Source organism: Vagococcus sp. (genome assembly GCF_052102835.1).
In the GTDB taxonomy this organism is placed as follows: Bacteria; Bacillota; Bacilli; order Lactobacillales; family Vagococcaceae; genus Vagococcus.
In genome coordinates, this window is record NZ_JBQEIL010000005.1 from 138,823 (window position 1) to 161,056 (window position 22,234).

Genomic DNA, 22,234 nt, shown 5'->3' on the forward strand with positions numbered 1-22,234 from the left:
AGTAAGGGGCAAGAATGGAACAAGCATATTTAGATTTAGGACAAAAAGTCTTAACAGCAGGTATTGAAAAATCAGATCGTACAGGAACAGGAACAAAAAGTATCTTTGGACACCAAATGAGATTTGATTTACAAAAAGGTTTCCCGTTATTGACGACCAAACGCGTTTACTTTTCATTGATTAAGAGTGAGCTATTATGGTTTTTAAAAGGAGATACAAATATCCGCTTCCTTTTAGAGAATAAAAATCACATCTGGGACGAATGGGCGTTTGAGCGCTATATTCAAAGCGAGGATTATGAAGGACCTGATATGACGGATTTTGGTCATCGCGCGTTGAGTGATGCTGTTTTCAAAGAGCACTATCAGGAGCAAATGAATTTATTTCGTCAAAGAATTTTAAGCGATGATGCTTTTTGTCAAAAATATGGAGAATTGGGTAATATCTATGGTGCACAGTGGCGACGTTGGAAGACATCAACAGGAGAAACGATTGATCAACTTCAAGAAGTGATTGAAATGATTAAAAAAACGCCAGATTCTAGACGGTTGATTGTATCTGCATGGAATCCAGAAGACGTACCCAATATGGCATTACCGCCATGCCATACGATGTTTCAGTTTTACGTGGCAAACGGTAAGTTAAGTTGTCATCTGTATCAAAGGAGTGGAGATATCTTTTTAGGTGTCCCATTCAATATCGCAAGTTATAGTTTATTGACTCATTTAGTAGCTTATGAAACTGGGTTAGATGTTGGGGAGTTTATCCATACGATTGGTGATGCACATATATATAGCAATCACTATGATCAAATGGAGCTACAACTGAGTCGAGAAACACGGGCATTACCAAAATTAATTTTGAATAATAAAAAGGAAAGTATATTTGATTTTGAGATGGAGGATATTACCCTAGAAGGTTACGATCCGCATCCAGCAATTAAGGCTCCAGTAGCCGTTTAACAAATTAGGGGGAAAACAAATGTTAGTAGCAATATGGGCGCAAGATGAGAATGGTTTAATTGGTAAGGATGATCAGTTACCTTGGCATCTGCCTGATGATCTACAATTTTTTAAAAAAATGACACAAAATAATACAATTGTGATGGGCCGTAAAACATTTGAAGGTTTAGGTAAACGTTTATTACCGAATCGTCAAACGATTGTATTAACTTCTAATAAAGAGTATGACGGTAATGGTGCGTTAGTAATGAATTCAATTGAAGAAGTTCTGGAGTATGCCAATCAATTTGAAGGAATTACTTTTATTGCTGGTGGTGGTGAAATTTATAAACAATTCTTACCCCATTATGATGTCCTATACCGGACACTTATCAGAGCTGAGTTTGACGGTGACGCCTTTTTCCCTTATTTAGATTGGGAAGAATGGAATATCGTTAGTACTAGTGAAGGAACAGTTGATGAAAAAAATCATTATCCGCATGATTTTGAAACGTATCAAAGAAATACAGTTAATTCAGTAAATAATTAATAAAAAAAGTCATTGACCGTTTTTGGTCAGTGACTTTTTAGCTTACTCGATGAATAAGGGCTAGGCTATCAAGATAATTGACGACTGAGCCTTCGTACTCTAAAACTAAAGGAACTTCATCCATCAAATCATAAGGTTTAATAAAATGCGATTTTTTTGTAAAAGAACAAACGTTGGCTTCTTTTAAAATAGTCGCTACGAACTGAGAACAAAAATAAGCATTTTGACGTTCAAAATTAAAGTTAAGAGCTAAAGTTAAAAGTCCGATGAAATTGTATTGTAAATCCTGTTGTCGGTCTTCAAAATAATGAATAAGAGCTTTTAAAGAATTAAGTTGTTCTAATGTAATATCAAGGGAATAAACACGACATTGGCTACATAAAAAGAAGGGGTGATAAAAATCTTCTTTTACAAAACCACCAATTAATGGATTTGAGATTTTTTTTCGTCCGAAACTATAAACATTTTTTAAATTTTCATCAAAAGCAATAGAAACATGGTTATATGGTTTTTGAGTATAAGCGCCAATTAGTTTAGATAAAATACTATCCGTAGCGCTAAATATTAAATAAACTTTCATGAATAAATAACTTCCTTTTTTATGATAAGTCTATTATAACTAAAATAAAAAGAAAAGACATCAAACTTTAGTCTGATTGACTAAAATTTGATGTCTTTATTTTTAAGCATAAAGTAAGATAGAAAAATAAATTAATCCAGCACCTAACATAACGAATAAGTGCCAGATAACATGCATAAACTTAACGTTTTTCATATTGTAAAAAATAGCACCGATAGTATAAGCGACACCACCTAAAAAGAGTAGGCCGAATCCTGTAGCACCTAAACCTAAATAAAGAGGTCTGATAGCTAAAATACAAATCCATCCCATTGCAACATAAAGAATAACACCAGTCTTTTTATTTGATTTTAAAAAGAGCGACTTGTAAATAACACCAGCAATGGCAAGAGCCCAAATGATTCCAAAAAGAGTCCAACCAGCCCAGCCTTTAATTACAACCAAACAAAATGGTGTATAGCTTCCTGCGATAAGTAAATAAATCGAACTGTGGTCAAAAACTTGGAAAACATTTCTAGCTTTTGTAAAAATTAAGCTATGAAAAAGAGTGGAAGCAAGAAATAGTAGTACCATCGTCGAACCAAAGATGGTGTAAGATACGACATCGATGGCCGAACCTGCTCTTGCTCCTTTAATAATTAAAAGAACAAGCCCTGCAATACTCAAGCCGGTTCCGATACCGTGAGTGATTGCATTAAAAACTTCATTAATAATCAAATAGCGTTTTGTTTGCTTTTTTATTTGTTGCATACATGGCACTCCTTTATATTTTATAAGTGAAAATATATCTCTTATCTGTTATAATAGTTAAAAGATATTATATTATAATTGTACACGAATAGACTGTATTTTGAAAGAGGTTTGAGTAATGACAACAATAAAAATTGTAACGGATTCGTCTTGTTTGATCGAATCAGATCGAGCAAAAGACTTAGATATTCATGTGATTGACTTATCAGTGTTGATTAATGGTACGGTTTATGATGACCGCGAGGACTTGGATCATGAAGAATTTATGAAAATGATGGCTGCTTCAAAAGAGTTGCCTAAAACAAGTCAACCCCCATTAGGTAAGTTTGTGGAACTCTATGATCAATTAGGAGCGGATGGAAGTCAGATTATTTCAATTCATTTGACTGAAAAATTAAGTGGAACTGTAAATACTGCGCGTCAAGCTGTCGAAATGACGGATTCTGACGTCACTGTGATAGATAGTCATTTTATTGATCAAGCTTTAGGGTTTCAAGTTTACGAAGCTGTAAAAGCAGTTAAGGCTGGTGCAACTAAAGAAGAGGTCATAAAGGTTATTGAAAAAACAAGAGCCAATACTTCTTTATTTATTGGTGTGGCGACCTTAGAGAATTTAGTTAAGGGAGGTCGTATTGGGAAGTTAGTTGGCGCTCTTTCTGGTTTCTTAAATATGAAAATTTTGATGGAATTAAAAAATGGAGAATTTAAGATAGATGCTAAAGGCCGAGGAAATAAAACTTTCACAAAATGGCTTAGTAGTTTAGAAGATAAATTACGAGAAGTAGAAGTTAATTATTTAGGGATTTCTGAAGCGGATAGTTTAGAATTAAGTTCAGGATTAAAAGCATCCTTACACGAAACCTTACCTTATTTGAAATCTATCCCAATTTTGCATACTTCACCATTAGTCGCAACGCATGCTGGTAAAGGTGCTTTTGCCGTTATGTATTATACAAACTAGTCGTTAGAAAGCAGATCATCGATGGTCTGCTTTTTTAGATAGAGGAGTTAGAAAGATGAAACAATTTAAAAAAATAGTACCTTTTATTATATTTTTTGTCGTAGTGAGCATGTTAACCAAATTGATGTTGTCTTTAAGCATTCCCAAAGCAGACGATATTAAAAGAACAACTCTTGTAAAAAAAGAAGAGCCACGAAGAGAAATATTGAGGCTACATGCTTTAGGTGATTCGCTTACAGAAGGCATTGGGGATAGTACTAATTCTGGTGGGTATGTTCCAATATTACAACGTGATTTAGCAGATCGTTTAAATGTAGATGTTGTCGAAGCAGATAATTTTGGTAAATCCGGAGACCGAAGTGACCAAATTTTAAAACGGCTTAAAAAGCAAACAGAATTACAAAAATCAATTGAAAAAGCCGATGTTATCCTTTTAACAGTTGGTGGAAATGATTTGTTACAATCGATAGGTTCAAAAATGTTTGGAACTTTTTCGATTAAAGCTTTTGATAAACCGTTAAAAAAATATGAAACAAATCTAGAAAAACTCTATGAAAAAATGAGAGAATACAATAAAAATGCTCCTATTTTTCAATTAGGTGTTTATAACCCATTCTATAAAAACTTTTCAGAGATTACAGAGATGCAAGAAATTGTCGACTACTGGAATGATGGCTCAAAACAAGTCATTTCGAAACAAAAAAATGCTTACTTTGTCCCGATAAATGATGAAATTTACAATGGATTAGATAATAAGGCAACCTTAACGAAAGATGAAAAAGAGGAGACAACAACAAGTACGTCGATTTCTGATGCTGAAATTATTAATAATTTATTATCTGAGGAAGATAATTTTCATCCTAATAATTTAGGTTATCAAATCGTAGCTAATGTTTTTAAAGAAAAAATGTTGGCAAATAAAAACGAATGGTTTAGTGAGGATAAAAATGAAAAATAATCGAAGTGAAAAAAAACAAAAAAAAACAGATACTAACTTTTTAAAACGTCTAGTCAGTAATCCTTGGCGTTTGGCTTTTCTATTTCTAGTTGCGCTTATTTTTGGTTGTGGTCTGTTTGTTTCAAGTCGTATTTTTGAAACACGGAATGCTTATATTCCTAAAGAAGAGGTTTCAAAAGCAAGTAAGCCTGCTTTTCAAATTAATTTTAAAAAAAATCAAGTCAACCAGATGGTCAATTACATGTTTGGTGAAGAAGTAAAAAAATCTGGAATGGATTATCGCTTTATTTTAGATAATGATGCTTTATTAGAAGGTAGTTTTCCTATTTTAGGTCATGAAACTAAATTTTATTTATATTTTGATCCCTATGTAATCAAAAATGGAAATTTTCAATTGAGAGCAAAGGAGCTATCTATAGGAACTCTGAATGTTCCAATTTCAGCGGTTATTAATTATATTTCGAACAGCATGGCATTTCCGGAATGGGTTGAGATGAATCCTAAGAAACAGTACATAACGCTTCATTTAGACCAATTAAAATTTAAAGATGGACTTAAGGTTAAAGCTGATAAAATCAATTTAATTGATGATGAGATTGTTTTTAATGTATACTTACCGAAAAAGAAATAAAAATAGTTAATAGGAGGTAAATTAAATGGAAAAAGCAATATTTGCAGGCGGTTGTTTTTGGTGTATGGTTCAACCTTTTGACCAATACCCTGGTATCGTTTCAGTGACTTCAGGATATACTGGTGGTACGACAACTAGCCCAACATATGAAGAAGTTTGTTCAGGTACGACGGGACATACTGAAGCCGTTGAAATTGTTTTTGAGCCTGAAAAAATCTCTTACGAGAGCTTACTTTCTATTTATTGGCAACAAACAGACCCAACAGATGCTTTGGGACAATTTCAAGACCGAGGATCAAGTTATCGACCGGTTATTTTTTATCATTCGGAAACTCAAAAGTTAGCCGCTTTAAAAAGTAAACAAATGTTAAATGAGAGTGGCCGTTTTAGTAACGAGATTGTTACCTCGATAGAACCAGCGTCGGAGTTTTATCCAGCAGAAGAGTATCATCAAATGTTTTATAAAAATAATCCGAGTCGTTTTGATTTATCGCATCAGAGACGTCAAACATTCATTAATGATAATTGGAAGGGGTAAAATCACTTGAAAAGAAGTTTTTATCACTATGTTCAAATCTTTCGAGATACAAAGTTAAGAACCGAAGAAACAAAATTAGCGGAAGCAATTTTTGAAGATTTACAGTTTCCTAAACAGTCAGAAGACTATGAAGAGGTCTCTAATTACTTAGAAACTAATACTTATTATATTTCTGATATGACACTTTTTGATGAGTTGTGGGAAACTTATCTTGAGAATAATTGATGAAGAAGGATGGTCAAATGAAAAAACCAAAATTAAAAACCAAAAAAATATCACTACTACAATATATTTTAACGATTATCGTTGCGGTAATACTTACTTCAGGGGCAACGATTGTCGTATATGAGTTATCTGGAACCGCACATCCAGTTATTTCAACAAGAAAGACGAGTTTTTCTGAGGTCGATTACTTAGCCGAATTAATTAAAGAAGGTTATTTAAAAGAGGTAGATGAACAAAAACTTGTTGATGGAGCACTGATGGGGATGGTTAATTCATTAGATGATCCTTATTCCACTTATTTTAGTCCAGAAGAAGCAAAAGACTTTGATAGTGATTTATCTGGGAATTTTGAAGGTATTGGTGCAGTAATGATGATTAAAAATGATTACCCAACAATTGCTGAACCACCGATTAAAGATTCGCCCGCAGAAAAGGCTCAACTTAAAGCCGGTGATATGATTATTAAAGTTAATAAAAAAGAGGTGAAAGGAAAACCTTTAGGCGAAGTTGTCAAAGAGGTTCGTGGTGAAAAAGGGACGTCGGTTAAATTAGAAATTTCACGAGATAATGAAGTGTTTACAGTTGACATTGTTCGAGACACTATTCCTGTAGAATCAGTAACAGGGACTATTGATAAGAAAAATTCAACGATTGGCACGATCCAGATTACCTCTTTTAACGAAACCACTTCCGATGAATTTAATAAAATTGTAGAAAAATTACGAAAAGAAGGAGCAAAATCTTTTGTGATTGATTTACGAGGGAATCCTGGCGGAGTTTTACCAGAAGTTGAAAAAATAAGCAGCCGTTTCTTAAAAGATGGTGAAACAATTGTTGAATTTGAAGACCGCGGAAGCAAAGATAAGTCGGTAGATAAAGCTAAGCGTTCTTTAGATAATGGTGAAAAAATAACGGAGCCAACTGTTCTAATCACGGATGAAAACAGTGCGAGTGCCTCTGAAATAATGGCGGCAGCATTGAAAGATACCGGTCGTTACCAAGTTGTTGGGACTAAAACGTTTGGTAAAGGGACGGTTCAAACACTGATTCCTTTAGATAACGGTGGTGAAGTAAAATTAACAATTCGTAAATGGTTAACACCTAAAGGCGAATGGATTAATAAAAAAGGAGTTCAGCCGACCATTGAAGTTAAGTATCCGGAATACCTAGAACAACCATTTATTGATACGTCAATGACATATACTCAAGGAGTTATTGGGAAAGATGTGAAAGCAATCAATATTTATCTTCAAACTTTGGGCTATTCAATGGATTCGGTGGGTGATGTTTATACCGAACAAACGACGGCAGCTATCAAAGAATTTCAAGAAGCCAATAAGATTAAAGTAACTGGTGATACGGATAAGGAAACGATTCGAGTATTGACAGAGAAAATATTGGACTATTGGAAAGAAAATGATACACAATATCAAAAAGCAGTTGAGGTTTTAAATAAATAATAGCATCAATAAAAAGATCTAAAAAAGAAAAAAGGAACAAAATCTTAAAAAGATTTTGTTCCTTTTTTTGAAACATCTAAATCAGCTTTTTTCACTGAACGAGATGAGTGTTATTATTTTTTTCGTTGCTGTTTTCCGGCATTTCGACCATTGTTATTGTTCTTTTGGTTCGCATTGAGCGAGGGCTTTTGACCAGCTTTTTTAGTCGGCGTGACATCTTTTACTTTTTTCGTTACTTTAACTTTAACTGGATTTTTTTCAAAATGATCAGCAATTTCTTTTTTTATACGTGGTTTATAGTAGAGATTTGTAATCAATGATTGAATACAACTAAAGAACCCACTAATTACCCAATACAAGGTTACCCCTGCAGGTGAATTGAAAGAAATCATAATAATCATAATCGGTGAAATATAAGTCATCATTTGCATTTGTTTCTTTTGTTCTGGAGCCATACCGATCATACTAATAAAACTTTGACCAAAGTAACTAATCCCAGCTAATGCAACCAAGATTAAACTTGGTTTACCTAAAGGAATCATATCAAAGAAGAAGGATGAATCTTGGATACCGGGTGTCACTTTAGCCGCATAAAAAAGAGCCGTGAAAATCGGCATTTGAATCAAGAGTGGTAAACAACCCATTCCGCCCATTAAGCTAATATCGTTATCTTTGTATAGACTTTGTAATTCCATTTGAATCAAGCGTTGATCTTCTGGAGATCCTGCCGCTTTCATTCTGGCATTGATTTCATCCATGTGTGGTTTAACAGCTTGCATTTTTTCTTGTTGAACCATGGATTTTTTCATTTGGCTTAGGCCAAGTGGTAAGATAATCAATCTAACAACTAAGGTTAAAACAATAATGGCAACGCCATAACCTAAGTCTAGATTTTCTGCTAGATAAGTGACAAGTCCACTCATTGGTTTAACTAAAAAACGATAAATTAATCCGCTCTCAACGGGGTTTCCGTTTTTATCTTGTTTCACACAACCTGATAGAAAAATCAATAGTGCGAGTAATCCTGAAGAGTAGAACCATCTTTTCATATTTTTCATTGCATTCGTCCTTTACTTTAATATACACAAGCTTAACTATAACTAATTATGTTGAGGATTTCAATTCATTTCATCAATTTAATAGGCAACGTAAAAGTTTTTTTCAAATAGAGTGCTTGAATTTTCTGTAATTTCAAGATGCTCAACTTGCGCAAAAGGAGAAATACCTTTCCGTAGGCGCTCAATAAAATAATCAAGTTGACTTTTAGAACCAGAAACTTCAATATAGACTTGTCCATTTTCTAAGTTTTTAACAAATCCAAAGACAGGAATTTGATCGGCTAATATTTTTGTGCTATAGCGAAAACCAACGCCTTGAACTCGACCTGAAACAGTAATATTTAAAGTCATTTTGGATGCTCCTTTCTCTAGTAATTATAGTATACCCTAATCTTTAAAAAAAATGAAAATTTGCTATAATAGAACAGAATGGAAATGAGGGACATTATGGAAAGAATTACATCTAGTAAAAATCAATTATTAAAGGATATAAAAAAATTACATTTAAAAAAATATCGTCATCAAATGAATAGCTACTTATTAGAAGGGGAACACCTGGTTGAAGAAGCGTTAACTTATGGGGTTGAAATGGAGTGGTGTTTAACGACAGACGAAGGTTTAATTAATTATTCACATTTAATCGAACAAATTTCAAGTGATAAAATTAGAATTGTAAGTGAAGGTATCTTTCAAACGCTGTCTACGTTACCGACACCTCAACCAATACTAGCGGTCGTTAAGCCTCAAGAAAAGCAGCAAATCATTACCTATGGAAAAGTTTTAATGCTAGATTGTGTTCAAGACCCTGGCAATGTCGGAACTTTAATTAGAACAGCTGATGCTGCAGGATTTAGTCATGTTATCCTTGGCGAAGGAACGGCTGATATTTATCAAAGTAAAGTTTTACGTGCCATGCAAGGAAGTCAATACCATTTGGAAATTATTGAAGCAGATTTAAATGAAAAAATAGCCGAGCTTCAGACGTTAAGTTTGCCAGTTTTTGGGACAGAATTAAATGACGTTGCGGTTAATTATCGCGAGGTGGGCTCTGTAGCAAAATATGGTTTAATTATGGGGAATGAAGGACAAGGGACCAATCCAATTTATCTACAACAAACAGATAAAAATCTTTATATCCCAATGGTTGGTAAAGCTGAATCGTTGAATGTAGCAATTGCGGGTGGAATTTTAATGTTTAGTCTTTAAGAATTTATTAGGAAGTAATTAATAAAAATTAAACAGTAGCAGATACGATTTAAACGTGTTAAAATGTACCTATATGTTAGGGATGTTAAATTTTTTAAAGAAGCGGAGAAAAAAATATGACACATTATTGGCAAAATGACCAAGAATACATCAGTTTGGTCGAAGACTTAATCTATACAGACGAAGTACAAGCGCTTAGAGAATTTAAACAACATCACTATACTAACCGTTTAGAACACTCTATCAGTGTTTCTTATCGAAGCTACCTCCTTGCAAAAAAATGGAATGGAGATCTTCGTGCAACGGCACGTGCAGGATTGTTGCATGATCTTTTCTTTTATGATTGGCGCGAGGAAAAAATGGGTGAAGGCACACACGCGTATGCTCATCCACGGATTGCATTGAAAAATGCTCGGAAATTGACAGAAATTTCACCTTTAGAAGAAGATATTATTGTAAAACATATGTTTGGTGCAACCATTGCACCACCTAAATATAAAGAAAGTTATATTGTAACCTTAGTGGACAAATATTGTGCAGTTGAAGAAGTATTATCGCCACTTTATCGTAAAATGAAACTTAAAGCCATCAGTTTTATCTAAATGATTTCAGCTTAAAACAGATAACTAGAATTTCACCTTTCTTTGTTTTATACTTAATTTTAAGAATAAAAAGATAAGGAGGGGAAAACATGATCGATTGTGTCGAACGTCAATTCCAGATATGTCCTAAATTTGAAAGAACGTTCGCTATTTTAGGTAAAAAATGGAACGGTTTAATTATTGATGTGTTACTTGAAGAAGGACCTCAACGATTTGTTGAACTTGCTTCAAAGATTCCCAATGTCAGTGATCGCGTCCTTGTTGAACGTTTAAAAGAGTTGGAAGATAAGAAAATAATTTCAAGGGATATGATTTCTGAAGAAACGACCCGAGCGATATACCAACTTACTGAAAAGGGTCAGGATTTAAAACAAGTAATGTTAGAAATTCAAACGTGGGGTGAAAAGTGGTCAGACTAACTTGACCTTTTTCATTTATTTATGTAAACTGAAGTTAGTTGTTATTATATTTTAAAAATACGTTTAGGGAAAAGAGTAACTAATTAAGAACTTAGATAAGGGACATTTACCAAAGACTGAAAGTAAATGATAAGATCAATTAGTGAAGTTCACTTCCTGAGTAGTTTTTTATAAAAGCCGGTGTTCGCATCGTTAAAAAACAGAGTTTTATTAAAGCGATAGTAGTTGCTTTAATATAAAATATAGGATGGTACCACGAGACATCGTTCCTTAGAGTTTTCTGAGGAACGGTGTTTTTTTGTGTTATATAAAGAAGGGAATGGAAAAAATGTCATTAAAAGAAGTTTTGGAAGAGCTTAAACAAGAAGCGATTACAAAAATAAGTGAATCAGATTCACTCGCACAATTAAATGAAATTCGTATTCAGATTTTAGGTAAAAAAGGTTCGATGACGGAAGTTTTACGTGGAATGAAAGATTTAACGCCAGAGATGCGTCCAGTTGTAGGGAGTTTAGCTAACGAAATTCGTGACGTGTTAAGTGAGCATTTAGAAGGAAAAAAAGCGGAATTAGAATTAAAAGCAATGAACAAAGCTTTAGCAGAAGAAACAATCGATGTCACATTGCCAGGTAAAACAATTAAAACAGGAAATTCACATATTTTAACACAGACAATGCAAGAAATTGAAGATATTTTCTTAGGATTAGGCTATAAAATTGTTGAAGGTTATGAAGTAGAACAAGATGAGTATAACTTTGAGCGTATGAATTTACCTAAGGATCACCCAGCGCGTGACATGCAAGATTCTTTTTACATTACAGAAGAATTACTATTAAGAACACACACATCACCTGTTCAAGCACGTACAATGGAAAAACATGATTTCAGTCAAGGTCCATTACGTATGATTAGCCCAGGGAAAGTATTCCGTCGTGACAATGATGATGCGACACATAGTCACCAGTTCCATCAAATTGAAGGCTTGGTGATTGATGAGCACATAACAATGGGCGATTTAAAGGGAACATTGGAAGTTTTGCTTAAAAAAATGTTTGGTGAGGAACGTAATATTCGTTTACGTCCAAGTTATTTTCCGTTTACTGAGCCATCTGTTGAAGTTGATATTAGTTGTTTCAAATGTGGTGGAAAAGGTTGTAATGTTTGTAAGCATACGGGTTGGATTGAAATTTTAGGAGCAGGGGTTGTTCATCCTCGTGTTTTAGAGATGTCAGGGATTGATTCAACAAAATACAGTGGTTTTGCTTTTGGACTAGGACCAGACCGTGTAGCAATGTTACGTTATGGAGTCAACGATATCCGTTACTTCTATCAAAATGATGTTCGATTCTTAAATCAATTCAATGTAAAGGGGTAGGAAAATGTTAGTTTCATATAAATGGTTAAACGAATTAATCGATATTAAAGATATTACACCAGATGAGTTATCAGATAAAATGTCACGTTCAGGGATTGAAGTTGAAGAAGTGAATGTTGCCAAAGAGGGATTAAAAAAAATAGTCGTTGGTGATGTTAAGGAATGTAAACCACATCCAGATAGTGATCACTTATCAGTTTGTCAAATTGATGTTGGTGAAGAGGAATTATATCAAATCGTTTGTGGAGCGCCTAATATAAGAGCGGGTAAGAAAGTGATTGTCGCCTTACCTAATTCACGAATTACTGGTAATGTTAAAATAAAAAAAGGGAAAATGCGTGGAGAAGTGTCACTTGGCATGGTTTGTTCTCTAGGGGAATTAGGTTATAGCGATAGCGTTGTTCCTAAGCAATACGCAGAAGGAATTTATTTCTTGCAAGATGACGCAGTGCCAGGTGAAGATGTTTTTTCTTACTTGGCTATGGATGATGCCATTATCGAACTTTCTGTAACGCCAAACCGAGCAGATGCTTTAAGTATGCGTGGCGTGGCACACGAAGTCGCGGCTATTTATGGAAGAACGCCTCATTTTCCAACTAAAAAATTAGTTGAAACAAAGGATGACACAATTGAAAAATATCTAAAGGTTAGTGTTGCAAACGCTGAAGATACACCAACCTATCATATGCGTGTGATTAAGGATGTTAAAGTTCAAGAAAGTCCAACGTGGTTACAAAACTTACTGATGAACGAAGGCATACGTCCTATTAATAATGTGGTCGATGTGACTAATTATGTTTTATTATTATTCGGTCAACCGCAACATGCTTTTGATTACGATAAGCTTGGTAGTCAAGAAATTGAGGTTCGTCGTGCTCAAGAAACTGAAAAACTAGTGACATTAGATGGTGTCGAACGTGAATTAATGACGTCTAACTTAGTCATTACAAATGGTCAAGTTCCTGTTGCTTTAGCAGGTATTATGGGTGGTGCAACAACAGAGATTGACGAAACAACGACCACTGTCGCTTTAGAAACAGCTTTATTCCAGTCTACTTTAATTCGTCGGACAGCCCGTTCATTTGGTCTATCTAGTGAATCCAGTAAACGGTTTGAACGTGGAATCAATACAGCAACTATTCAAGAAGCTAGTGACTTTGCAGCTGCAATGATTGCTGAACTTTCAGGTGGGACAGTTGTTAAGGGGGAGGCCATTAGTCAAGAGTTAATCCCTCAAAATGTTGAAGTCACGATTACACTCCATAAAATTAACCATTCATTAGGAACGAGTCTGTCATTAAAGACGGTTAATCAAATTTTTACTGACTTAGGTTTTGACTATACAGTGACGAATGAAGCTTATAATGTGGTCATTCCACCAAGACGTTGGGATATTACGATAGAAGCAGATTTATTAGAAGAGGTTGCCCGTATTTTTGGTTATGATAATTTACCATCAACCTTACCAAGTGGCAGTTCATTGGCAGGACAGTTATCACCTGCTCAAAAATTAGAACGTGAAATACGTGGTTACGTTGAGGGGAATGGCTTAACTGAAGCGATTAGTTATGCATTGACCACACCAGAATTAGCGACTAAATTTATTGGAAAACCTAAAGAAGTTGTCGCTTTAGATTGGCCGATGAGTGAAGAACATTCAATTTTACGTCAAAATTTAACGTCAACTTTATTAACAGATGTTCATTACAACTTAGCACGAAAAAATAATCGAATTGCATTGTATGAAATTGGAAATATCTTTGAAGCAACCTCTCGAACGGAGTTGCCAAATGAAGTTAAACATTTAGCGATGGCAATTAGTGGAGAATGGAAAGCCAATGATTGGTTTGGTTCGGTTGAAAAAGCAGATTTCTTTACGCTTAAAGGGGTATTAGAAAGTTTGTTAACCTCAATTGGACTGATTAAAGAAACACGTTTTGAAGCTTTAACTGATTATCCAGACTTACATCCTGGTCGTAGTGCAGCGATTATTATAAAAGATCAAAGGGTCGGCTTTATTGGCCAAGTTCATCCGTTAACAGCAAAAGAATTTGATTTAGCAGAAACTTATGTGAGTGAACTAGATTTAGAGTTGCTTTGTTCGTTGGCACCAACAATGGTTGAATTTAAAGAGGTTGGTAAATATCCATCTGTGAAGCGGGATATTGCCTTATTGGTTGATCAAACAATAGCACATCAAGCCATTTTAGATATTATTCATGCTAAAGGTGGCAAACATTTAAAACGTATTGAATTATTTGATATCTATCAAGGTGAAAAACTAGGCGTAGGTAAAAAATCATTAGCGTACTCTCTGATTTTCCAAGATGATCAAAATACGTTAGTGGACGAAGAAATTACCAAAACAATGACTAAGATTACAGATGAATTGATTGCAATTTTAAACGCAGAAGTTAGGTAATTAAATATTGACAAAAAAGAAAGATTTTATCTTGTGATAAAATCTTTCTTTTAGGATTGAGAGGGTTTTTAGAGTGGCATTTAAAATAATTGGGGAAAAAATAGAGTTAGAAAAAGTAATTGATAATTATCAATTAACAAAAGAACAAAGAGCTTTTAAAGATAAACGTGATGAAGAACTTAAATTAATTTTATCTGGACAAGACCAACGTTTGTTAATTATTGTGGGACCTTGTTCGGCTCACGATGAAGAGGCGGTTATTGCATATACTAAGAAATTAAAAAAACTTCAAACCGAATTGAAAGATAAACTCTTCTTATTGCCACGGATTTATACGAATAAACCACGAACTAATGGGACGGGTTATAAGGGACTGATGGAACAACCGAACTGTAATAAGCCTTCAAATTGGCTTGAGGGTGTTGAAGTTGCGCGTCGTTTACATTATCGTGTTTTAACAGAAGTAGGATTGACGACAGCGGACGAATTACTTTATCCAGAGACACTGCCCTTTATTGAAGATTTAGTTAGTTATTTTGCGATAGGTGCTCGTTCAGTTGAAAATCAAGGCCATCGTTTTGTTGCTAGTGGACTTTCCCAACCTGTCGGAATGAAAAATCCAACGAGTGGTGATTTAAATGTTTTATTTCATTCGATCTTTGCAGCACAACAAGAACATGAATTTTTAATTCAACAGAATGTTGTTAAGACAACAGGAAATAAACGTACGCATTTAATTTTAAGAGGTTGTCAAACTCAAACAAGTGACTTTAAGCCCAATTATCATTATGAAGATTTGTGTGATGTTTTATCTCGCTATGAGGCTAGTGAACTTAGTAATCCCTTCGTAATAATTGATGCGAATCATGATAATTCAGGAAAAAAAGAACACGAACAAATAAGAATTGTGAGAGAAGTACAAATGAATCGAGCATGGAACCCTTCTTTAGCGACTCTCGTTCGTGGTTTTATGATTGAAAGTTTTTTAGAATCTGGTAAACAGGATGAACAGAATCAACATTTTGGGCGCTCAATTACAGATCCATGCCTAGGCTTTGAAAAGACAGCGCAATTATTACGTGATATGTAAATTTAAAAATAAAAGGAGAGTATCACAATGAATGAAACAATAAAAAACCAGTTGAATCATCGTAGTATTCGTAAATATCAAGAGAAAAAAATACCAGAAGAAGTGATGTCAACTTTGATTGATGTTGCCCGTCACACCTCGACAAGTAGCTTTGAACAGTCTTATAGTATTATTAAAGTTACTGATCAAGAAAAGAAAAATAAAATTGCAGAGGTTTGTCAGCAACATTATGTAGCTGAAGGGAGTCATTTATTAATTTTTGTTGCTGATTTATATCGTAATGCGGTTATAGCAAAAGAAAATCATCAAGAAACAACCGTTTTGAAAAATATGGATCGTTTTATGGTTGCAATGAGTGATGCAGTTTTAGCGACTCAAAATGTAAATGTAGCGGCTGAAAGTTTAGGAATTGGGACTGTTATTTTAGGTAGTATTTTAAACGATAGTCGTGAAATTATTAAATTATTAGAGTTACCGGAACTCACGTTTCCAATTTTAGGATTAGCCTTAGGGTACCCAGATCAAGAACCACAATTGAAACCACGACTACCACAAAATTTAATGTGTTTTGAAAACATGTATCAATTACCAACTGAAGCTTTAGTGAAGGAGCTTGAACCTTATGATGCAGAAGTAACAGAATATTACGATTTGAGAAACGCTAATCGTCGTGTGGACTCCTTTACGAAGCAAATGACTGACAATATGAATCGGAAACCAACCAAACGGTTACAAACTTTAACTGAAATAAAAAAACAAGGTTTAATCTTAGAATAATTTTTATTTCTTTTATGTGTCATTTCGAGTATGATATTAAAGTATCATAGGATGATTAGGAGGGTTTTAAGTGGGCAATATAACGAAAGCATATCAACAAAATGAAAATATAAAAAAAATAATAATTGTAATAGTTGCTGGATTTTTATTAGCAGTTGGTTTAAATGTCTTTCTTATTCCAGCAAATGTCTTTTCTGTTGGTTTAAATGGTATCTCTCAATTAATATCAAGTGTTCTAGAGTTGAATTTTGGAATTAAAATCAATACTGGGACTTTTATTTTTCTATTTAATGTTCCTATTGCTGTACTAGGTTGGATTAAATTGGGTAAATCAGCCACTATTTACAGTTTATTAACGGTTCTTTCGATTACTATTATGACCCACATTGTGCCCATTGTTGAAGTGACAGATAATATTTTAATGAATGCCATTGCTGGTGGGGTTATTACTGGTGTAGGTGTGGGTCTAACGATGAAATTTGGTTTTAGTACAGGTGGAATGGACATTATTTCGCTTATCTTAGCTAAAACAACAGGGCGGACGGTCGGCTCATTAATGATGATCATTAACTGTTTTATTGTTGTAGCAGCGGGTCTTATTTTTGATTGGGAATCAGCATTATTTACAATTATCTCTATCTTTGGTACGACTCAAATGGTGGACACTATCCATGTGAGTCATCAAAAAGTTACCGCGTTTATTATGACTAAAAAGCCAGAAGAAACAATTACTTCTATTCAAGATGAATTAATTCGCGGGATGACGATTTTACCGGGAACTGGTGCGTATTCTCGTGAAAATGTCTCGATTATTATGATTGTTGTAACGCGTTATGAACTTTATATGTTGGAACAGGCCGTGTATAATGCTGATGCTCAAGCGTTTATTAATATTATGCCTGCCCAAACAGTTCTCGGTCAGTTTTGGAATGAAGATCAACAAAATGAGATACGAAAGAACTTAATAAAAAATAAAAAATAAAAAATAAAAAATAAGTCAAAACCTCTAGAATCCAACTTTTAGAAAAGGTTTTGACTTTTTATTTATAAATAAATAAAAAAAGAGTTGCATTTATAAAAGTTCCGCTATATACTTTGATTATCAAATCATTTGACATTCAAACTATTAATTCGATTGTTTAAATTAAATGATTTGGTTACTTTTTCAAAAAATACTTTGATGTTCAAACCTTTTGCAAAGATTGCTTTTTTTAAAATTTACTCATATACTTTGATTATCAAACAACAGATAAGCGAGGCATGACAATGACACAGGAATTTAACATTATCAATGCCCAACTAGTTAGAGTCTTTAATGACATTTTGACGATTGAAGAAACAGAGCTTAGAAAAAGTGATTTTAGTGATATATCAATCAAAGAGATGCATACAATTGAAGCAATTGGTATGGGTGAAAACAAAACAAGTAGTGAGGTAGCTAAAGATTTATCGATAACGGTTGGAACATTGACGGTTGCGATTAATAACCTTGTAAAAAAAGGCTATGTTGATCGTGTCAGAAGTGAAACAGATCGTAGGATTGTTCGTTTAAAATTAACTGATCGAGGTCGTTTGTTTTTTAGAGCACACCAAGATTTTCATAAAAAAATGGTTACCGCTGCTTTGGAAGGTATGGATGAAGAAGAGCGAGAGGCTCTGACTAAAGGACTTAAGAGTCTTCATTATTTTTTAAAGCAATATTATTAAGTTTGAATAAGAAGGAGTAAGTTGATGTATCCTAAAATCACGAAAGTTGCTAAATATCTACCGCCAAGACGAGTAACTAACAGTGAATTATCAGCGAAAATTGAGACAACAGATGAATGGATAAGAAGTCGAACTGGTATTGAGGAAAGGCGAATAGCAGAAACTTTAATGACAAGTGATTTGGCAATAGAAGTTGCTAGACAATTGATTAAAGAGGATGAGGTGGCATCACTAGATTTTATCATTGTAGCGACTATGACGGCTGATTTTTCGACCCCTTCGGTTGCTTGCTTGGTTCAGGGAGCCATTGGTGCAACCAAAGCTTTCGCTTTTGATATTAATGCGGCGTGTTCAGGATTTGTCTATGCGTTATCAACAGCTGAAAAATTCATATTGAGTGGCCAGTATCAAAAAGGCTTGGTCATAGGAGCAGAGAAAATGTCAAGTATTATTGATTGGCAAGATCGTAAGACCGCTGTTTTATTCGGTGATGGAGCTGCGGGTATTGTTTTAGAAAACAAGAGCAATGAACCTTCTTTTCTAGGAGAGGCTCTTGTTGCTGATGGAGGAAGAGCTCATTCGCTTGTAGCCCGGAAAAATAATCATGGATTTGATCCAATCGAAGACTTAGAAAAACAGCAAGAATTTTTAATGATGGATGGAAAAAAAATATTTGATTTTGTGATACGAGATGTTTCACAGCAAATAAGTGAAGTCTTAAAAGAAGAACCAGATGTAGATTATATTTTAGCACATCAAGCAAATGAACGTTTACTAGATGCGTTAGCTAAAAAAACAAAGATTTCTAGATTGAAATTTTTATCTAACGTTAGCCATTATGGTAATACATCAGCCGCTTCAATTCCACTGTTGCTAGCGGATCAAGTAGAAAAGGGAACCTTGGTTTTAGGAAGTCATCAAAAAGTGTTATTGACAGGATTTGGTGGCGGTTTAACTTGGGGAAGTCTTTTAATTAAATTATAGATAATATTGGAGGAAAAAACATGACAACAACATTTGATAAAATTAAAGCAATTATTATTGACCAATTAGGTAAAGAAGAAGAAGAGGTTCAATTAACAACGAGTATCAAAAATGAGTTAGAGGCAGATAGTTTAGACTTGTTTCAAATTTTAAATGATATTGAAGATGAATTTGAAGAACATGATGTAACAATCGAAACAGATGAAAATTTAGAAACCGTTAAAGATTTAGTTGATTTTGTTGACAAACAAATAGCAGAAAATAAATAGTGAAAAATTAGCTATTAAGGGAACCTCTCTTTTTAGCTATTTTTTTAAAAATGAAAGGGTGAAAAGATGAAATCGTCTAAAATATGCCAAATGTTAGAAATCGATTATCCGATTTTTCAAGGAGCAATGGCTTGGGTAGCAGAGGAACAACTAGCCAGTGCCGTCAGCAATGCTGGAGGGTTAGGCTTGATTGCTTCGGGACATGCACCGAAAGAAATTATTAAGGATAAAATAGATAAGGCACGTCAGTTAACAGACAAGACATTTGGAGTAAACATTATGCTGATGTCACCCTTTGTTGAAGATATTGTTGATTTAGTAATTGAAGAACGAGTAAAAGTAATTACAACAGGAGCTGGATCTCCGGCAAAATATATGAAGCGTTTTAAAGAAGTCGGAATTATTGTGATTCCGGTAGTTGCTTCTGTCGCGCAAGCCAAAAAGATGCAACGTGAAGGTGCAGATGCAGTTGTAGTTGAAGGAATGGAGGGTGGCGGTCATATTGGTAAATCAACAACAATGACGTTGGTTCCTCAAGTCGTTGATGCTGTCTCTATTCCGGTAATTGCTGCGGGTGGAATTGGTGATGGTCGTGGGATTGCTGCTGCATTCATGTTAGGTGTAGAAGGAGTTCAATTAGGAACACGCTTTCTTGTTTCAAAAGAATCGATAGCGCATCAAAATTTTAAAGCTAAGGTTTTGAAAGCTAAGGACATTGATACTGTGATTACGGGATTGATTACGGGCCATCCAGTTAGAGGCTTAAGAAATCGATTGACGAAAACATATGAAAAAGCAGAACGTGAAGAAGGTGGAAAAGAAAATCCCAATTTTGACCGTTTAGAAGATTTAGGTAAGGGAGCTTTAAAACGTGCGGTTATTGATGGTGATACTAAGGATAGTTCGATGATGTCGGGTCAAATCGCTGGTTTACTGACAAAAGAGAACCAAACATGTTCTGAAATTATTAATGAATTGATGATCGAAACGGAAACTGTTCTTAAAGAAAATGCCAAAAAATGGCTCAACTAGGAGTATAAAATGAAAATAGCATTCGTATTTAGTGGGCAAGGAGCTCAATATCTTGGAATGGGCCAAGAATTATCTAAATATTCAGATAAATTTAAATCTAAATTAAGTGAAGCAAATAATAGTTTAGATTTTGATCTTTTTCAACTTTTATTTGAAGATGAAAAAAAATTAAATGCGACTGAGTTTACACAACCCGCGATTTTAGCAGTTAGTTTAGCGATTTCCGAATTAATAAAAACTGAATTAGGAATTCAACCAGACGTAGTCGCAGGACTTAGTTTAGGAGAGTATAGTGCCCTTGTTGAAAATCAAATGCTTGATTTTCAAACTGCTGTGGGGCTAGTTCAAAAAAGAGGACGTTTTATGACAGAGGCAGTTCCTGAGAATGATGGAGCAATGGCCGCTGTTTTAGGATTGGAATGTACAATTGTTCAAACTATCTGTTCTAAAGTGTCATGTGAAGAAAATTTAGTGGCACCAGCAAATTATAATTGTCCCGGCCAAATTGTCATTGCGGGAAATAAAGAGGCCGTTGTTCAAGCTTGCTCAATCTTAAAAGAAGCAGGTGCAAAACGTGCCATTCTACTAAATGTTAGTGGCCCTTTTCATACACCACTTTTGAAAAAGGCGAGTGAAAAACTAGCCATAGAATTAGAAAAAATTGATTTTCATCAAGCGGTTCTTCCGATTTACTCAAATGTGACTGGAAGAAAAATGGAACAAGGGCAAAATGTGAAAGAGTTATTAGTTGAACAGGTGATGTCTCCTGTCTATTGGGAGGATTTAGTCCAGCAAATGATGGATGACGGTGTCGATACTTTTATTGAAGTTGGACCAGGGCGAATACTAAGTGGTTTTATCAAAAAAATAAATCGAAAGGTCACTATTTTCAATGTTGAAGATTTGAAATCATTAGAAAAGCTGAAAAGTAAGTGGCAAGAGTTAGGAGAAAAGAATGCTTAAAAATAAAACGGTCATTATAACAGGCAGTTCAAGAGGAATAGGTCGCGAAATTGCTTTATCTTTTGCTAAAGAAGGAGCCAACCTAGTTTTAAATGCCCGTACTGAAATTAAGTCTGATCTTATTGAGTCAATTGAAGCGTATGGTGTGAAGACTTTAGTTGTTTTAGGCGAGGTTCAAAAATATGAAATGGCTCAACAGTTAATTGAGCAAGCATATGCGACATTTGGTTCTGTCGATGTTTTAATTAATAATGCCGGAATTACCAAGGATACTCTATTGATGAGGATGAGCGAAATAGATTTTGATGACGTGATTGATGTTAATTTAAAAGGAACATTTAATACGATTAAACATGTCTCAAAAATTATGTTGAAGCAAAGAAGTGGTTGTATCATCAATTTGGCGAGTGTTGTGGGATTAGTGGGCAATGCAGGGCAAGCTAATTATGCAGCGAGTAAAGCGGGTGTTGTGGGTTTAACTAAATCAGTTGCTCGTGAACTGGCAAGTCGTGGCATCACATGTAATGCGATTGCACCAGGCTACATTGAAACAGATATGACCAATCAATTGAGTGATAAAGTTAAAGAAACAGTTAAAACCCAAATTCCATTGAAACGGTTAGGACAAGTAGAAGATGTTGCAAGAACGGCTTTATTTTTAGCACAAAATACCTATATTACAGGTCAAGTTTTAAATGTTGACGGTGGTATGGTAATGAACGGTTAAGGAGGATTA

26 protein-coding genes are annotated in these 22,234 nt (G+C 34.5%); 22 read left to right on the forward strand and 4 right to left on the reverse strand.

The features are described from left to right. The first annotated feature begins 14 nt into the window (after positions 1 to 14). Both ACTJFD_RS06650 and ACTJFD_RS06655 read left to right on the forward strand, forming a co-directional pair. Positions 15 to 962: a thymidylate synthase gene (locus ACTJFD_RS06650; RefSeq protein ID WP_442260556.1), complete on the forward strand. Its 948-nt coding sequence runs from the start codon at positions 15 to 17 to the stop codon at positions 960 to 962. 19 nt (positions 963 to 981) lie between these two features. Beyond that, positions 982 to 1,491 (forward strand): dihydrofolate reductase, encoded by a 510-nt coding sequence (locus ACTJFD_RS06655; protein ID WP_442260557.1) that lies wholly within the window; start codon positions 982 to 984, stop codon positions 1,489 to 1,491. Positions 1,492 to 1,528: 37 nt separating this feature from the next. Here ACTJFD_RS06655 and ACTJFD_RS06660 read toward each other — a convergent pair whose 3' ends face one another. Beyond that, positions 1,529 to 2,071, reverse strand: a complete 543-nt coding sequence (locus tag ACTJFD_RS06660; protein WP_442260558.1) for a hypothetical protein — start codon at positions 2,069 to 2,071, stop codon at positions 1,529 to 1,531. 102 nt (positions 2,072 to 2,173) lie between these two features. Further along, positions 2,174 to 2,821 carry a PAQR family membrane homeostasis protein TrhA gene (gene trhA, locus ACTJFD_RS06665; RefSeq protein WP_442260559.1) on the reverse strand — a complete coding sequence of 216 codons (648 nt, stop codon included), beginning with the start codon at positions 2,819 to 2,821 and terminating at the stop codon, positions 2,174 to 2,176. A gap of 118 nt (positions 2,822 to 2,939) precedes the next feature. Between trhA and ACTJFD_RS06670 the strand changes: the two genes are divergently transcribed. From ACTJFD_RS06670 to ACTJFD_RS06695, 6 genes are read left to right on the forward strand one after another with little or no spacing between them, the layout of a single operon-like run. Next, positions 2,940 to 3,782, forward strand: a complete 843-nt coding sequence (locus ACTJFD_RS06670) for a DegV family protein (RefSeq protein WP_442260560.1) — start codon at positions 2,940 to 2,942, stop codon at positions 3,780 to 3,782. Between the two features lie 55 nt (positions 3,783 to 3,837). After that, on the forward strand, positions 3,838 to 4,740 hold the full coding sequence (locus ACTJFD_RS06675) for an SGNH/GDSL hydrolase family protein (RefSeq protein WP_442260561.1): 903 nt from the start codon (positions 3,838 to 3,840) through the stop codon (positions 4,738 to 4,740). After that, complete coding sequence (locus ACTJFD_RS06680; RefSeq protein ID WP_442260562.1) at positions 4,730 to 5,371, forward strand: YpmS family protein; 642 nt, start codon at positions 4,730 to 4,732, stop codon at positions 5,369 to 5,371. The genes ACTJFD_RS06675 and ACTJFD_RS06680 overlap by 11 nt, the downstream gene beginning before the upstream one ends. A 25-nt stretch (positions 5,372 to 5,396) precedes the next feature. Beyond that, positions 5,397 to 5,909, forward strand: coding sequence for a peptide-methionine (S)-S-oxide reductase MsrA (msrA, locus tag ACTJFD_RS06685; protein ID WP_442260563.1), 513 nt, complete (start codon positions 5,397 to 5,399; stop codon positions 5,907 to 5,909). A gap of 6 nt (positions 5,910 to 5,915) precedes the next feature. Further along, positions 5,916 to 6,134, forward strand: coding sequence for a YozE family protein (locus tag ACTJFD_RS06690; protein WP_442260564.1), 219 nt, complete (start codon positions 5,916 to 5,918; stop codon positions 6,132 to 6,134). A gap of 17 nt (positions 6,135 to 6,151) precedes the next feature. Continuing rightward, a complete protein-coding gene (locus ACTJFD_RS06695) occupies positions 6,152 to 7,594 on the forward strand; it encodes a S41 family peptidase (RefSeq protein WP_442260565.1) in 1,443 nt (480 codons plus the stop codon). Between the two features lie 113 nt (positions 7,595 to 7,707). Here the strand turns inward: ACTJFD_RS06695 and yidC are convergent, their stop codons facing one another. Both yidC and ACTJFD_RS06705 read right to left on the reverse strand, forming a co-directional pair. Beyond that, positions 7,708 to 8,652, reverse strand: a complete 945-nt coding sequence (gene yidC, locus ACTJFD_RS06700; protein WP_442260566.1) for a membrane protein insertase YidC — start codon at positions 8,650 to 8,652, stop codon at positions 7,708 to 7,710. 78 nt (positions 8,653 to 8,730) lie between these two features. Beyond that, positions 8,731 to 9,003, reverse strand: a complete 273-nt coding sequence (locus ACTJFD_RS06705; protein ID WP_442260567.1) for an acylphosphatase — start codon at positions 9,001 to 9,003, stop codon at positions 8,731 to 8,733. A gap of 96 nt (positions 9,004 to 9,099) precedes the next feature. Here ACTJFD_RS06705 and ACTJFD_RS06710 point away from each other — a divergent pair, with 96 nt between their 5' ends. The 14 genes from ACTJFD_RS06710 (at position 9,100) to fabG (ending at position 22,225) form a co-directional block, all read left to right on the forward strand. Further along, positions 9,100 to 9,858, forward strand: coding sequence for a TrmH family RNA methyltransferase (locus ACTJFD_RS06710; protein ID WP_442260568.1), 759 nt, complete (start codon positions 9,100 to 9,102; stop codon positions 9,856 to 9,858). A gap of 116 nt (positions 9,859 to 9,974) precedes the next feature. Then, entirely contained in the window at positions 9,975 to 10,460 is a 486-nt protein-coding gene (locus ACTJFD_RS06715) for an HD domain-containing protein (protein ID WP_442260569.1), read from the forward strand. 92 nt (positions 10,461 to 10,552) lie between these two features. After that, complete coding sequence (locus tag ACTJFD_RS06720; RefSeq protein ID WP_442260634.1) at positions 10,553 to 10,879, forward strand: winged helix-turn-helix transcriptional regulator; 327 nt, start codon at positions 10,553 to 10,555, stop codon at positions 10,877 to 10,879. 328 nt (positions 10,880 to 11,207) lie between these two features. Beyond that, entirely contained in the window at positions 11,208 to 12,254 is a 1,047-nt protein-coding gene (gene pheS, locus ACTJFD_RS06725; protein ID WP_442260570.1) for a phenylalanine--tRNA ligase subunit alpha, read from the forward strand. Between the two features lie 4 nt (positions 12,255 to 12,258). Next, on the forward strand, positions 12,259 to 14,676 hold the full coding sequence (gene pheT, locus ACTJFD_RS06730) for a phenylalanine--tRNA ligase subunit beta (RefSeq protein ID WP_442260571.1): 2,418 nt from the start codon (positions 12,259 to 12,261) through the stop codon (positions 14,674 to 14,676). A gap of 73 nt (positions 14,677 to 14,749) precedes the next feature. Then, positions 14,750 to 15,766, forward strand: coding sequence for a 3-deoxy-7-phosphoheptulonate synthase (locus ACTJFD_RS06735; protein ID WP_442260572.1), 1,017 nt, complete (start codon positions 14,750 to 14,752; stop codon positions 15,764 to 15,766). A 27-nt stretch (positions 15,767 to 15,793) separates the two neighbouring features. Beyond that, the gene (locus tag ACTJFD_RS06740) at positions 15,794 to 16,543 is read left to right on the forward strand and encodes an NADPH-dependent oxidoreductase (RefSeq protein WP_442260573.1); all 750 of its coding nucleotides are present in this window, start codon (positions 15,794 to 15,796) and stop codon (positions 16,541 to 16,543) included. Positions 16,544 to 16,613: 70 nt separating this feature from the next. Beyond that, positions 16,614 to 17,525, forward strand: a complete 912-nt coding sequence (locus ACTJFD_RS06745) for a YitT family protein (RefSeq protein WP_442260574.1) — start codon at positions 16,614 to 16,616, stop codon at positions 17,523 to 17,525. Positions 17,526 to 17,809: 284 nt separating this feature from the next. After that, complete coding sequence (gene fabT / locus ACTJFD_RS06750) at positions 17,810 to 18,250, forward strand: fatty acid biosynthesis transcriptional regulator FabT (RefSeq protein WP_442260575.1); 441 nt, start codon at positions 17,810 to 17,812, stop codon at positions 18,248 to 18,250. Positions 18,251 to 18,271: 21 nt separating this feature from the next. Next, positions 18,272 to 19,234 (forward strand): beta-ketoacyl-ACP synthase III, encoded by a 963-nt coding sequence (locus ACTJFD_RS06755; protein ID WP_442260576.1) that lies wholly within the window; start codon positions 18,272 to 18,274, stop codon positions 19,232 to 19,234. 20 nt (positions 19,235 to 19,254) lie between these two features. Then, a complete protein-coding gene (locus tag ACTJFD_RS06760) occupies positions 19,255 to 19,503 on the forward strand; it encodes an acyl carrier protein (protein ID WP_442260577.1) in 249 nt (82 codons plus the stop codon). Positions 19,504 to 19,569: 66 nt separating this feature from the next. Further along, entirely contained in the window at positions 19,570 to 20,535 is a 966-nt protein-coding gene (fabK, locus tag ACTJFD_RS06765; protein WP_442260578.1) for an enoyl-[acyl-carrier-protein] reductase FabK, read from the forward strand. A gap of 9 nt (positions 20,536 to 20,544) precedes the next feature. Further along, on the forward strand, positions 20,545 to 21,498 hold the full coding sequence (gene fabD, locus ACTJFD_RS06770) for an ACP S-malonyltransferase (RefSeq protein ID WP_442260579.1): 954 nt from the start codon (positions 20,545 to 20,547) through the stop codon (positions 21,496 to 21,498). After that, positions 21,491 to 22,225, forward strand: coding sequence for a 3-oxoacyl-[acyl-carrier-protein] reductase (gene fabG / locus ACTJFD_RS06775; RefSeq protein WP_442260580.1), 735 nt, complete (start codon positions 21,491 to 21,493; stop codon positions 22,223 to 22,225). The genes fabD and fabG overlap by 8 nt, the downstream gene beginning before the upstream one ends. Positions 22,226 to 22,234: the final 9 nt, after the last annotated feature.